This window comes from Oxalicibacterium faecigallinarum (assembly GCF_014635705.1).
Lineage (GTDB): Bacteria > Pseudomonadota > Gammaproteobacteria > Burkholderiales > Burkholderiaceae_D > Oxalicibacterium > Oxalicibacterium faecigallinarum.
The window spans coordinates 636,709-649,097 of sequence record NZ_BMDI01000001.1; the positions used below are offsets into that span (position 1 = coordinate 636,709).

Annotated in this window: 17 protein-coding genes; 10 read left to right on the top strand and 7 right to left on the bottom strand. The window is 55.0% G+C overall.

The genetic code is table 11. From position 1 onward, the window contains the following. Nucleotides 1–16 precede the first annotated feature (16 nt). Together ada and alkB are read left to right on the top strand one after the other, a co-directional pair. Nucleotides 17–1,099, top strand: a complete 1,083-nt coding sequence (ada, locus tag IEV29_RS03035; RefSeq protein ID WP_188379788.1) for a bifunctional DNA-binding transcriptional regulator/O6-methylguanine-DNA methyltransferase Ada — start codon at nucleotides 17–19, stop codon at nucleotides 1,097–1,099. Nucleotides 1,100–1,117: 18 nt separating this feature from the next. Further along, a complete protein-coding gene (gene alkB, locus IEV29_RS03040) occupies nucleotides 1,118–1,774 on the top strand; it encodes a DNA oxidative demethylase AlkB (RefSeq protein WP_188379789.1) in 657 nt (218 codons plus the stop codon). 12 nt (nucleotides 1,775–1,786) lie between these two features. Here alkB and IEV29_RS03045 read toward each other — a convergent pair whose 3' ends face one another. Genes IEV29_RS03045 through IEV29_RS03055 form a run of 3 tightly spaced genes read right to left on the bottom strand, consistent with a single transcriptional unit; the run spans nucleotide 1,787 to nucleotide 2,916 of the window. Further along, nucleotides 1,787–2,281, bottom strand: a complete 495-nt coding sequence (locus IEV29_RS03045) for a VOC family protein (protein WP_188379790.1) — start codon at nucleotides 2,279–2,281, stop codon at nucleotides 1,787–1,789. Continuing rightward, nucleotides 2,278–2,469, bottom strand: coding sequence for a hypothetical protein (locus IEV29_RS03050; RefSeq protein WP_188379791.1), 192 nt, complete (start codon nucleotides 2,467–2,469; stop codon nucleotides 2,278–2,280). Before IEV29_RS03050 ends, IEV29_RS03045 begins: the two co-directional genes overlap by 4 nt. Nucleotides 2,470–2,481: 12 nt before the next feature. Then, on the bottom strand, nucleotides 2,482–2,916 hold the full coding sequence (locus IEV29_RS03055) for a YybH family protein (protein WP_188379792.1): 435 nt from the start codon (nucleotides 2,914–2,916) through the stop codon (nucleotides 2,482–2,484). 98 nt (nucleotides 2,917–3,014) lie between these two features. Here IEV29_RS03055 and IEV29_RS03060 point away from each other — a divergent pair, with 98 nt between their 5' ends. Further along, nucleotides 3,015–3,668 carry a TetR/AcrR family transcriptional regulator gene (locus IEV29_RS03060; protein ID WP_188379793.1) on the top strand — a complete coding sequence of 218 codons (654 nt, stop codon included), beginning with the start codon at nucleotides 3,015–3,017 and terminating at the stop codon, nucleotides 3,666–3,668. Between the two features lie 13 nt (nucleotides 3,669–3,681). Here IEV29_RS03060 and IEV29_RS03065 read toward each other — a convergent pair whose 3' ends face one another. Then, a complete protein-coding gene (locus IEV29_RS03065) occupies nucleotides 3,682–3,900 on the bottom strand; it encodes a DUF3820 family protein (RefSeq protein WP_188379794.1) in 219 nt (72 codons plus the stop codon). 163 nt (nucleotides 3,901–4,063) lie between these two features. On the opposite strand from IEV29_RS03065, the gene IEV29_RS16100 reads away from it, so the two are divergent. Genes IEV29_RS16100 through IEV29_RS03080 form a run of 3 tightly spaced genes read left to right on the top strand, consistent with a single transcriptional unit; the run spans nucleotide 4,064 to nucleotide 6,461 of the window. Beyond that, nucleotides 4,064–4,303 carry a FeoA family protein gene (locus IEV29_RS16100; RefSeq protein ID WP_229726194.1) on the top strand — a complete coding sequence of 80 codons (240 nt, stop codon included), beginning with the start codon at nucleotides 4,064–4,066 and terminating at the stop codon, nucleotides 4,301–4,303. Nucleotides 4,304–4,312: 9 nt separating this feature from the next. Then, nucleotides 4,313–6,145, top strand: coding sequence for a ferrous iron transporter B (feoB, locus tag IEV29_RS03075; RefSeq protein ID WP_188379796.1), 1,833 nt, complete (start codon nucleotides 4,313–4,315; stop codon nucleotides 6,143–6,145). 7 nt (nucleotides 6,146–6,152) lie between these two features. After that, nucleotides 6,153–6,461: a DUF6587 family protein gene (locus tag IEV29_RS03080; protein ID WP_188379797.1), complete on the top strand. Its 309-nt coding sequence runs from the start codon at nucleotides 6,153–6,155 to the stop codon at nucleotides 6,459–6,461. Between the two features lie 60 nt (nucleotides 6,462–6,521). Here the strand turns inward: IEV29_RS03080 and IEV29_RS03085 are convergent, their stop codons facing one another. Together IEV29_RS03085 and IEV29_RS03090 are read right to left on the bottom strand one after the other, a co-directional pair. Then, nucleotides 6,522–7,343 carry a D-alanyl-D-alanine carboxypeptidase family protein gene (locus IEV29_RS03085; RefSeq protein ID WP_188379798.1) on the bottom strand — a complete coding sequence of 274 codons (822 nt, stop codon included), beginning with the start codon at nucleotides 7,341–7,343 and terminating at the stop codon, nucleotides 6,522–6,524. Between the two features lie 286 nt (nucleotides 7,344–7,629). Beyond that, entirely contained in the window at nucleotides 7,630–7,857 is a 228-nt protein-coding gene (locus tag IEV29_RS03090; RefSeq protein WP_188379799.1) for a hypothetical protein, read from the bottom strand. A 278-nt stretch (nucleotides 7,858–8,135) separates the two neighbouring features. Here IEV29_RS03090 and IEV29_RS03095 point away from each other — a divergent pair, with 278 nt between their 5' ends. After that, nucleotides 8,136–9,716 carry an OpgD/OpgG family glucan biosynthesis protein gene (locus IEV29_RS03095; RefSeq protein ID WP_188379800.1) on the top strand — a complete coding sequence of 527 codons (1,581 nt, stop codon included), beginning with the start codon at nucleotides 8,136–8,138 and terminating at the stop codon, nucleotides 9,714–9,716. A 156-nt stretch (nucleotides 9,717–9,872) separates the two neighbouring features. Next, the gene (locus IEV29_RS03100) at nucleotides 9,873–10,574 is read left to right on the top strand and encodes an alpha/beta hydrolase (RefSeq protein WP_188379801.1); all 702 of its coding nucleotides are present in this window, start codon (nucleotides 9,873–9,875) and stop codon (nucleotides 10,572–10,574) included. 24 nt (nucleotides 10,575–10,598) lie between these two features. On the opposite strand, the gene dmeF is transcribed toward IEV29_RS03100, so the two are convergent. Beyond that, nucleotides 10,599–11,531, bottom strand: coding sequence for a CDF family Co(II)/Ni(II) efflux transporter DmeF (dmeF, locus tag IEV29_RS03105; protein WP_188379802.1), 933 nt, complete (start codon nucleotides 11,529–11,531; stop codon nucleotides 10,599–10,601). 63 nt (nucleotides 11,532–11,594) lie between these two features. Here dmeF and IEV29_RS03110 point away from each other — a divergent pair, with 63 nt between their 5' ends. Continuing rightward, on the top strand, nucleotides 11,595–11,867 hold the full coding sequence (locus IEV29_RS03110) for a metal/formaldehyde-sensitive transcriptional repressor (protein WP_188379803.1): 273 nt from the start codon (nucleotides 11,595–11,597) through the stop codon (nucleotides 11,865–11,867). Nucleotides 11,868–11,942: 75 nt separating this feature from the next. Then, entirely contained in the window at nucleotides 11,943–12,368 is a 426-nt protein-coding gene (locus tag IEV29_RS03115; protein WP_188379804.1) for a hypothetical protein, read from the top strand. The last annotated feature ends 21 nt before the right edge of the window (nucleotides 12,369–12,389 follow it).

Below are 12,389 nucleotides of genomic sequence, written 5' to 3' on the forward strand. Positions count from 1 at the left end.
GCAAAAGAACATCCCCATGCGTTACAAGCAAGCTTCCTGCGATGCAAGTAGCGACCCGCGCTGGCAAAGCGTGGTCGAGCGTGACGCGTCGTCGGATGGTTGCTTTGTCTATTCGGTCGCGACAACCGGCGTGTACTGTCGTCCGTCGTGCCCGTCACGACTGGCCCGGGCGGAGAATGTCCATTTCCACGCGACGCCCGCAGAGGCAGAGCAAGCAGGATTTCGTCCCTGCAAACGTTGCAAGCCAGATCAGGTGGCATTGGCACAGCAGCATGCGGCCCGCGTCGCACAGGCATGCCGCATGATCGATGCAAGCAAAACCATCCTCACGCTGGATACGCTGGCCAAGCAAGCAGGGATGAGCAAATTTCACTTTCATCGACTGTTTCGCAGGATCACCGGCGTGACGCCCCATGCATATGCCGAAGCATCGCGTGCGCAGCGTTTGCGTGCCACACTGCCTTCTCAGAAAAGCGTCACGAATGCGATTTACGATGCCGGTTTCAACGCAAACAGCCGTTTCTACACCAAAGCAGACCAGACACTCGGGATGACGGCGAAAAAGTACAAGGAAGGCGGGACGGCAATGCGTATTCGTTTTGCGCTCGGCGAATCCAGAATGGGTAGCATCTTGGTTGCACAAAGTGAGCGTGGCATCTGTGCCATCCTGCTTGGTGACGATCCGGCCGCCTTGCTGGAAGACGTCCAGGCGCGTTTCCCGAAAGCGGAATTCATCGGGGGTGACGAACGTTTCGAGACTCTGGTAGCACAGGTAGTCGGCCTGATTGAAGAACCCGGTGCCGGCTTGCAGCTACCACTCGATTTGCAAGGGACGCTGTTCCAGCAGCGCGTCTGGCAGACCTTGAATGAGATCCCGCCCGGCGAAACCGCAACCTATACGCAGATAGCGGAACGCATCGGCTCACCAAAGGCTGTCCGTGCCGTCGCCGGTGCCTGTGCAGCCAACCCGCTGGCAGTGGCGATTCCTTGTCATCGTGTCGTGCGCATCGGTGGCGATCTGGCTGGCTACCGCTGGGGGCTGGAGCGCAAGCAGGCATTGCTTGCGCTCGAAGCGCAATGGTGTGACAGAAAAAAATAGACGAAAAACAGTGAATGCATGAGTAACGATCTGTTTGAAACGGATGAAGGTATCGAGCGTGTGTGGCAGGAAGTGCTTGCCGAAGACGCGCTGATTCTGCGTGGCTACGCGCTGGCGGAGCAGCATGTCCTGCTGCGCGCTGTCGACGATGTGATCAGAGAAGCGCCATTTCGACATCTGGTGACGCCCGGCGGTTTTACGATGTCGGTCGCAATGACCAACTGCGGGCCGCTGGGGTGGGTCAGCGATCGTCGCGGTTATCGCTACGATGCCATCGATCCGACGACGGGCAAGCCCTGGCCAGCCATGCCGCCGGTATTTCTGAATCTCGCGAAAGAAGCCGCAGCCTTGGCCGGCTTTGATGATTTTGTCCCGGATGCCTGCCTGATCAATCGTTATGAGGTCGGAACACGCTTGTCTCTGCATCAGGATCGGGATGAGGCCGATACCAATCAACCGATTGTTTCGGTGTCACTTGGCATCCCGGCCATCTTCCAGTTTGGTGGTAATCAGCGCACCGATCCCAAAATACGTGTTCCTTTGACGCATGGCGATGTCGTCGTCTGGGGTGGCCGTTCACGCCTTGCCTATCACGCTGTTCTGCCATTGAAAGCGAACAGTCATCCCCTGACTGGTTCCGTGCGCATCAATCTGACTTTTCGCAAAGCACGTTGATCTTGCTGTCTGTTAGCTGGCGGCACAGCCTTTGGCACCAGCAGCAAACATCGCCTCGGCACCTTTGCTGATTTCTTCCGGCGTCAGATCCCGCTTATGCGTGGCAATTGACCATTCGTGTCCGAACGGATCAACCACGATGCCATAGCGATCACCCCAGAACATGTCTTCCAGTGGCATTTTGCTCGTTGCGCCCGCAGCCACTGCTTGCGCAAATGTCTGGTCAGCATCCTCGACGTACAGATGGATCGTGACCGGCGTGCCCCCCAACGCCTTCGGTCCACGCGAGCCAAACTCGGGATATGCATCGGCCAACATGATCTTGGAGTCACCAATGCCGACCATTGCGTGCATGAGTCGGCCATCCGGCCCCGGCAGTCGCGCCAGTTCGACCGCGCCGAATGCCTTGGCGTAAAAGGCGATGGCATCGCTGGCACCGGCACAAACCAGATGCGGTGTGATGCTGTGCATGTTTTCGGGGATCGGCTTTACGGCTGGATTGCTCATGGTGTTCTCCTGTCTGTGTTGTTAGGGGTCTGTTCGTAGTGCTCGATCAGTTGCAACAAGGTTTGCATTTCCATCCGATGACGCTCGCAATCGACAGCCGACCATAGTGCGTCCAGCCGCGCAGTCCATTCCTGATAGTTTTTGTGCGTCATGGCGACGTCATGCAAGCAGGGAAGAGGAGCGGACATGGTTTGGGCGGATCAGGGGCGCGCGTCAAAAATAGCGCTGCCAGTTTCAGGATTAAATGGCGTCGAAAAATGCTCATGCACGATCTTCCAGACGCCGCCGATTTTGCGATAGCAGCCGGTGCCGCGCATCCACATCGTGTGGTGATTTCCTTCCTTATCCTGCGCGCCGGAATGAATCAGAAAGCTTGCAAAGGCCGTCTTGCCCTCTGCCGTCACGGATCGTTCAGATAGATCGAACGTCATGGGTGGTACGCAGTACTGCATGCAGTAGTCCCAATGTTCGCTGTATGCCTGGATACTTTTGAAGCGCAACGGTCCGATTGCGTCATAGACGGTCAGTGGTTCCGAATAAAAAGCCATGATTCTGGGGACATCGCAGGTTCTGAGTGCTGCGGCCCATTGATCGATCAGGGCATCGACTTCTGTTTCCTCTACAGTTCTCTCCATAAGATTTACTCCTTGGCAAAGAATTATTGTGTACAGTGTTCACTTAATATAAAACATATTGTGTACGGTGTACACAATAAATCAAATGAAAAACGAATATGTCTGCAGTCAATAAGCCCAAAGAGCCCAACAAGCGGGAAACCTTTCGACATGGCAATCTGCGGCGTGCCTTGCTGGAAGCAGGCGTGAAGCTTGCGCGCGAAGGCGGCCCAACCGCTGTTGTCTTGCGCGAGGCCACACGCCAGGTCGGTGTGGTGCCAAATGCAGCCTATCGACATTTTGCCGATCGTGATGCCTTGCTGCTTGCCGTGTGCGCTGCTGCACAGGCTGAACTGGCACTGGCCATTGAGCGGGAGTGGAATGCCTGCAAGAAGCGCCGTGACAAGGCGGCAATGGCGCGGGATCACTTGCGCGCAGTCGGCACCGGCTATCTGCGCTTTGCTCGACAACAACCCGGCTTGTTCAGAACCGCATTCTCGGTTCATGAGGATCTGGAACGTGCCGGCATTCCGGAGATGGCAGGCAATAGTGGCAAGACGCCTTTTCAGTTGCTGGGGCTGGCACTGGATGAAATGCTGGAAGCCGGTGTGCTGCCGGCGGACAAACGCCCGGCAGCCGAATTTCTTGCGTGGTCATCGGTGCATGGGCTTGCGATGCTGTTGATCGACGGACCGTTACGGGTGATGAGCGATGCGCAAGCCGAGATGGTCGGACAGCGCCTGATAGATATGGTCGAACGCGGGCTTCCGTGAAATCCGACTTCGATCAACGCGCAGGATCGCGCAAGGGATCGAGAAGATGGCGCAGGGCGTTGTGATCGAGTTCATACATCAAGGCGAGTTGCGTTCCCAGTTTCCCGCCCGGAAATCCTTCGCGCGCAAACCAGACGAGATAATGGCCTGGCAATTCAGACAGCATGCGGCCTTTGTATTTGCCATACGGCATCGGCGTCGTCAGCAGGGCATGTAGGTCGTCGGGATTCATAGTCGATCGGTTGGGCGCGAGCCCGCACCATAGCGCAAAGTTGGTGCTTTCACAATGCGGCGCACATACGTTTTATCTGCTGGTTGCCTATGTGCAGAGAGCAACGAACAGCAAATGCGCTTACAATGGCGATGTAAATAGTTTTTATTTGTATTTAAACATTGTGAATCTTTCCGAACTTTCTCCCTTTACGCCGGCCATCGTCGATGCGGTCAGCGGTCTCGATAGCAACGATCCCATCGCAAAACGCCTTCGTGAACTCGGTTTTGTCGAGGGAGAGCCGGTGAGCATCGTTGCTCGCGGTCCGTTTGGCGCCGATCCTGTTCTTGTTCAAATCGGCTACACACGTTTTGCCTTGCGTCGCACTGAAGCGCAACGCGTCAGTATTCATCTCGCTTCCTGACTATTTCCAATGGCCATTTCCCGTATCGCCCTCGTCGGCAATCCGAATTGCGGCAAGACTGCATTGTTCAATCAACTGACGGGCAGCCGTCAGAAAGTTGCCAACTACGCCGGCGCGACTGTGGAACGCAAGGAAGGTCGTTTCAGTGCGCCATCCGGTCGTACCTTCCGCGTTCTTGATTTGCCCGGTGCTTACAGTCTGGATGCAACCAGTCCCGACGAAATGGTCACGCGTGATATCTGCCTCGGCAAGATTCCGGGCGAAGCGCTGCCGGAAATGATTGTCTGCGTGGCCGATGCGACCAATCTGCGTTTGCATCTACGCTTTGTACTGGAAGTGAAACGGTTGGGCCGTCCGATGGTCCTGGCCCTGAACATGATGGATGCGGCGCGCAGCCGTGGCATCAAGATCGATCATGACGAACTGCAGCGGCAGCTTGGTATGGAAGTGATTGAGACGGTTGCGATTCGCAGCGGTGGCGCCGATGCACTGGTTGAGCATCTTGACAGCTTAGAGTCTCCACAGCCGGTCAATCCGGACGAAGTGGAAAGCGATCTGCATGCACAGGTGCGTCGTATTCTTGCCGCCGCTGTGACTATGCCGCGCTCCACTGCAGCGGCAGATGACATGATTGATCGCTGGACGCTCCACCCGGTGTTTGGTCTCATTATTCTGACCGCCATCATGTTCCTGATTTTTCAGGCAGTGTTTGCCTGGGCAGAACCGTTCATGGGTGGCATCGAAGATGGCGTCGGCGCGGCAGGCGAGTGGGTTGCCTCCTTTATTCCGGAAGGGCTGCTGCAAAGCCTGATTCTGGACGGCCTCTTTGCAGGTCTGGGCGGGGTACTGGTGTTCCTGCCGCAGATTCTGATTCTGTTCTTCTTCATTCTGGTGCTGGAAGAATCCGGTTATCTCCCGCGTGCAGCGTTCCTGCTTGATCGCCTGATGTTCAAGGCGGGCCTGACCGGTCGCGCTTTCATTCCGCTGCTGTCAAGCTTTGCGTGCGCCATCCCCGGCATCATGGCGACCCGCAGCATTCAGGATCCGCGCGACCGGATGACAACGATCATGGTTGCGCCGCTGATGACCTGCTCGGCGCGTTTGCCGGTCTATACCTTGCTGATCGCCGCTTTTGTGCCGGATCAGGCTGTATGGACCATCTTCAATCTGCAAGGCATCGTGCTGTTTGTTCTGTATTTTGCCGGCATTGCCAGCGCATTGATCGTTGCCTGGGTGCTTAAGCGCATCCGCAAGGACAAGAGCGATCACGCCTTGCTGATGGAATTGCCTTCGTATCGCGTGCCGAAGCCACGCAATATTCTGACCGGCTTGTGGGAACGTGCCTTGATCTTCCTGCGCCGTGTGACGACCATCATCATGTCGCTGACCATCATTCTGTGGTTCCTGACGACCTTTCCCGGGCCACCGGAAGGCGCAACGCTGCCACCGATTGACTACAGCTTTGCCGGCCGGATCGGTCATGCGCTGGAGGTGGTCTTTGCGCCGATCGGCTTCAATTGGCAAATCTGTATTGCGCTGGTACCCGGCATGGCTGCGCGTGAAGTTGCCGTGGCTGCATTGGGAACGGTCTATGCCATGTCCGGGTCTGAAGATGCAGTGGCTGAGCAGTTGGGTAGCCTGATTGCCAATGAATGGTCGCTCGCAACGGCGTTTTCGTTGCTGGCCTGGTTCATCTTTGCGCCACAATGCTTGTCTACGTGGGCGGTGATCAAGCGTGAAACGAATTCGTGGAGACCGGTTGCCATTTCCGCTGCATACCTGTTTGCACTGGCATATGGCGCGGCTTTCCTGACTTACCACATCACACTGGCTCTGAGCTGAGGATCCAATGAATGAACATGTACAACAGGCGGTAATTGGCATCATCGTTTTCGCCGCCCTGGTTTCAGTGGTGAAACGCATGATGCCCAAATGGTCGCGTGGCTGTCAGCAATCCCTGGCGCAATGGCTGGATCGAGAAGGGCGTAGCAAAGGGCTGCGTCAAATCGGTCAATGGCTGATGCCAGCGCAAGGCAGCGGTGGCGGCTGCGGTAGTGGATGCAACACGTGCGGTAGTTGCGAAACGGGTCCGGAAGCGCATGCCAAATCGGAAAATCAGACCGCAACCAAACCACTGGAATTTCGCCGCAATCCATAAAAAAACGCCCACCAGATGGTGGGCGTTCCGCTTCCTCGTTCCCTGAGCTGCCGAGTTCTTTTACCGCATCTTGAAATCTGCGAGTATCTGCATACGCTCTCTGTCCATCAGCATACGCTGCAAAACATTGGCGTCGGCGGTCCGAATGGCCGTTTCCTTCGCATTCAATAACACCATGATGACATCGCGGCCAGCCTCGCGCACGCGCATGACGATGCAACGGCCAGCTTCACGCGTAAAACCGGTTTTGGACAGCATGATGGTCCAGTTGCGATCACTGACCAGGCGGTTGGTGTTGTGGTATTGCTGCAATCGACCGTCCACATCGACCAGATCGCCAGCCGCGGTCGTGATACGTTCGATTTCAGGATAGTGACCCGCTGCAATTGCCATCTTCGCCAGATCGCTCGCGGTCGATGTGTTGTAAGGCGAGAGTCCGGTCGGTTCCTCGATATTGGTGCGACGCAGATTCAATTCATATGCCTTGTTGCGTACGGCAACACGGAATTGTGACAACCCGCCAGGATAGGTGCGTGCCAACGCATGGGCAGCGCGGTTATCCGACGACATCAAAGCCAGCTCCAGCAGGGTGTGGCGGCTCAATACGGCGCCGACCGGAATGCGTGACGAACTATTCTTGAGCGTATCGACGTCTGCATCCGTGATCATGATCGGCTCATACATATCGAGTCGTGCATCGAGCACGATCATGGCCGTCATCAGTTTGGTAATCGATGCGATCGGTACGATGTCCGATGCATTCTTCTCGAAAATGATTTCGCCCGTCTGCTCATCGAGCACGATCGCGTGGCGCGAACCGAGAGGAGAAGACCAGGCAGATGAAGCGGCAAGCATGAGAACTGCAAGGAAAAAAGACTTCATCTTGTTCTTCCCGAGAAAATTGACTTCGAGCAAGAATAATAAAGCGTTTTTTTGGTGCAGCACGAGCAAATTCGCAGTTAAGTGCGTAATTCAGACACTATTTCCATACGTGATAAATCTTTGGAAACGGTTGTGTTGTAGAGATGATCACGTCCGTTATCCACCTTGCATGAAACGATGTTGGGAGGAAAAAACCATCGATACAGGCAATAAAAAAGCAGCACAAGAATGCGCTGCTTTGCATGCTGATTTTTTAATCAGTCTTGCTTAGACTAATTTATAGCGATCAGCTATTTGGTGGGGTCGGTGCCAAGGTTTGTGCCACGACGATAAACATTTCAGATGCGCTCGTAAAACCATTTTTTTCCAGATACTCGGCTTCGCGCGTCAGTTTGGAGGCAAGCAGCGTATCGCTGGCATCGGCATTTTTGAGGCTGCGGCCAAGATGACGGCAGAAAGAAAACACTTCGTTCTTGCTCAGGGTTTCCGGTTGCTCGATTGGGGTGTCGCTCATGTGATGCCTTTCTTGATAAGGATTAATCGGTCTTGTTCTGGTTTGGCTTTGTGATGCCCGGATCGTTCAAACAAAATCCGCACGGGTGATCATTGCTTCATACAATAGATTTCTTTTGCCGTGCAAACAGTTGAATTTAAATAAGAAATAAATAGTTAAAGTAAATTCTAGAATTTGCGCCGAGGCAAAATATGGACAGGAGGGAACGAACGCGTTGCAATCTTGCCAAATCGTGCGATGCAAACACGCATGATAAAGGAAACAGGCAAAGGAATCGAATGCAACGTCGCGACCTTCTCAAAACCGCTGCACTGACACTGGCAGGGCTTTCATCTTCCGCCTCTTATGCCGCAAACAAACCGGTTGCCAATCTCGCCACGCTGGGTAAAGCAGAAAAGTTTGATTATGCATGGCTCAAAGGACACGCTCGCGCGTTGTCCTCAAAACCGTTTGCGGCGTCTGTCGATAAAGTGCCTGCCAGAGTCAAGCAGCTCGACTGGGATCAATATCAGTCGATTGGGTATCGCGACGATCACGCCTTGTGGGGCGCTGACCAATTACGGTTTCAGGCAAAATTCTTCCATCTCGGCATGTACGCCACGCAGTCTGTCACGATTCATGAAGTACAGGATGGACAAGCTCGCGTGCTCGCCTACGACCCCGAGATGTTCAACTATGGCAAAAGCGGATTGCGTGGCAAGGATTTGCCCAAGGATCTCGGTTTCGCAGGATTTCGCATCAACTTTCATACCGATCTTGTACGCGATATTGTTGCCTTTCTTGGAGCGAGCTATTTCCGCGCAGTGGGCGGTGACTGGCAATACGGCTTGTCTGCGCGGGGACTGGCAATCGACACAGGCATGCCGCGTCCGGAGGAATTTCCGCGATTCAGTTCTTTCTGGCTTGAGCAGCCGCCAAAGCAGTCCAGTACGCTGATTGTCTATGCACTCCTTGACTCTCCCAGCACGACTGGCGCATATCGGTTCTTGATTACCCCCGCCGCGACCACGGTGATGGATGTGGATGTGGCTCTTTATCCGCGCAAATCGATCGAGCGACTTGGCATTGCGCCGTTGACCAGCATGTTCTTGACGGGGGAAAACGATCGTCGTATCAACAATGACTGGCGCCCTGAAATCCACGATTCAGATGGTCTGGCCATGTTGACCGGTAATGGCGAATGGATCTGGCGGCCACTGACCAATCCCGGGCATTTGCGCTTCAATGCCTTCGGTGACGCGAATCCATGCGGTTTCGGTCTGATGCAGCGCGATCGCGACTTCAATCATTACCAGGATGATGGCGTGTTCTACGAGCGTCGCCCCAGTTTGTGGGTCGAGCCCAAGGCAGGTTGGGGCAAGGGCTCGGTCCAGTTGGTGGAAATTCCCACGATCGATGAAACCTTCGACAACATCGTCGCCTTCTGGAATCCTGAAACGAAGCCGCAAGCAGGGCAGGAACTGCTTTTCGGTTACAAGCTGTACTGGGGGCAAAAGATGCCGATCCAGCCCAGCCGGGCCATGGTGGTCGCCACACGGACCGGCATCGGCGGCATTGTCGGCAAACCACGCAGCTATTTTTCCTGGCGCTTCGTTATCGACTTTGCCGGCGGCGACCTGGGATTGCTGGGCAAAGACACCAAGGTTGAGCCGATCATTTCCTGCAGCCACGGCGAGATCGAGATTCCCTCGGCGCGGCCGCTGCATGAAATCAAGGGCTATCGCGCCATCTTCGATCTACGCATTCCCGATCATGTGAGAGAGCAAATCGATTTGCGGTTGTTCCTGAGTGCAGATGGTCAGGCTCTGACGGAGACCTGGCTGTACCAATGGACACCGCCCGCCGAAAGAAAATTCTGAATATTCATTCAAATTAATTATGGGGTGTGACGGCCAGCTTTTCTGGCTTGTTGATGGCTGCTCTCGCACTTGAGAAGTGCCTCCATTCCTCGGATGAATTGACGATGAATGCCTCTTGCCGTTATTGTTCTCGTCCAAATCACAAGAGAGACCGCAATGTTTGATCCTTCCCTGTTAGGCCGTTTGTCTTTCAACCTGACTGCACCGACCAAGGCACCGCTGGCCGTAGGGCGCAACTTTTTGGGCATTGCGGAAGAGCGCGATGCGATTTTGTATGTACCGGAGAACCTGAAGAAAGACGGTCCGGTTCCGTTGCTCGTGATGTTTCACGGCTCCGGCGGTAGTGCGGAGAAGGTGCTGCCGTTCCTGCAGGAGCATGCGGATCGTCGCGGCTTTTTGCTTTTGCTGCCGCAATCCATCTATCCAACCTGGGATATCGTCATTGGCGGAAACGGTCCCGATCTGGAGCGTCTGGGGCAGGCATTGACGGAAGTATCATCACATTACGACATCGATCCGGCGCATCTCGGCTTTGCCGGCTTCTCGGATGGGGGAAGCTACGCACTGTCGGCAGGCATCACGAATGGCGATATTGCCAGCCATGTGATTGTGTTTTCTGGCGGATTCATGTCCGTCTTTATGCAAGAAGGCTCACCCAAGGTGTTCATCGCGCACGGCCTGATTGACGAGCAATTGCCAATTGAAACCAGTGGTCGCGCCCATGCCACCAAACTGAAAGCAGCTGGTTACGACGTGCAGTACGTGGAATTCAATGGACTGCACATCATTCACCCACCCATCGTCGCGATGGCTATCGATTTTTTTCTCGAGGAGCCTCAACACCTGGCAGTCGAATAATTGCTCCGCGATTGTTCCGGGAGATCAATCGCGGCAGATTTCCACTGTGATGTGAACCAGTTCCGCATGGATCGCCAGCTGCTGGCGAAAGTAGTCAGGTGTGACATCCTCTGTCACAGCCAGACTCAGAATACAGGCGTACTTTTCCTTGCCCACACGCCAGACGTGCAGATCATTGATCGTCGCCGGTACAGGGCTGCCGGCGATGACATCACGTACTTCCTGCACAACCGGCGCATCCATCTCCGCGTCGAGCAAAACGCGTCCGCTATCGCGCAGTAAGCCGAATGCCCATACGGCTACCAGCACCGCACCAACAATCCCCATCACCGGATCCATCCAGTCGGCACCCCATAATTTGCCGCCAAACAGTGCAATGATTGCCAGTACCGATGTCGCGGCGTCAGCAACGACATGCAGGTAAGCCGAACGCAAATTCAGATCGTGGTGCCCATGAGCATGATGCTCGTGTCCGTGATGGTGTTGATGGTGGTGGGCGTGATCGTCTTTCAGCAAAACTGCACATGCCAGATTGACCAGCAAGCCGATGATGGCGATGGCGATCGCCTGATCGTAGGAAACGGTGACCGGATGCATCAACCGATCAACAGATTGATACACCATCAGTCCTGCAACCGCCAGCAAAAGGATTGCACTGGTGTATGCCGCGAGAATTTCGATTTTCCAGGTGCCGAAAGTGAACCGGCGATCTTGCGCCAGTTTTCTGGCCAGCACATAGGCACAGACCGACAATCCCAGTGCGAGCGAATGGGAACTCATGTGCCAGCCATCAGCCAGCAGCGCCATGGAATTAAACAGATAGCCGCCCGTAATCTCCGCGACCATCATGATGACAGTCAGCCCGAGCGCCAATGCTGTCTTGCGTTCCGCGACCGGATTACCTTGGTTGAACAGATGGCTGTGGCTCTGCTTGGAGGGCAAGTGGGGTTGATTCATGTTCGACACGGTTGAATGGAATATACTCCCCCCTAGTATAGATCAATACACAAAGGAGAGTGGATGGCTCACACAATGGGGGATAAAAAACTGCTGGCACGGGTGCGCCGCATGAAGGGGCAAGTGCAGGCTGTCGAGAAAGCATTGGAGTCGGGTGCCGAGTGTGGCGACATACTTCAGCAAATCGCAGCCATCCGGGGCGCTGCAAACGGGTTGATGAATCAGGTGCTGGAGAGTCATATTCGTGAACATCTCGGGGCAGAGCACGTATCAGCCGATACGCGGCAAGCCGATCTGGAACAGGTTGTGGGCGTGTTGCGCTCTTACCTGAAATGAACAATTACAAACGCGACAGCGCAATGACGCCATCGTGCTATGCGTCGTTGATTTCTCCATGCTAGACTTGCCCGCATGAATCGAATTGTGCGTATCGTCGTGCTGTACCTGCTTGTACTGGCTTTGCCTGTGCAGGGTTGGGCTGCGGCGACGCAAACGGCTTGTGCACCAGCCATGCATCAGCCCGGCATGCAAATGATGCATCACGATACGACAGCTGCGTTTGAACAAACGCACGATCACCACCAGATGCATGCAACACATGACGTCGCCGATGCTGCCACGATCAAGCATGCGCCTGCGGACAAAACAGGCACCCATGGCAATGCAACGTGCAGCGTATGCGCTGCCTGCTATATTGGCATGGCACTGCTGCCGGCCATGCCTGACCTGGCCAAACCGGTCGAGCATGCTTCGGCTGCCGTCGCCACACCATCCTCCTTCTTCCTCGGTTACATCCCGGACGGCATCAAGCGTCCGCCCCGGCACCTTCTCGTCTAAGCATTGCATTAAGCTCCTGGC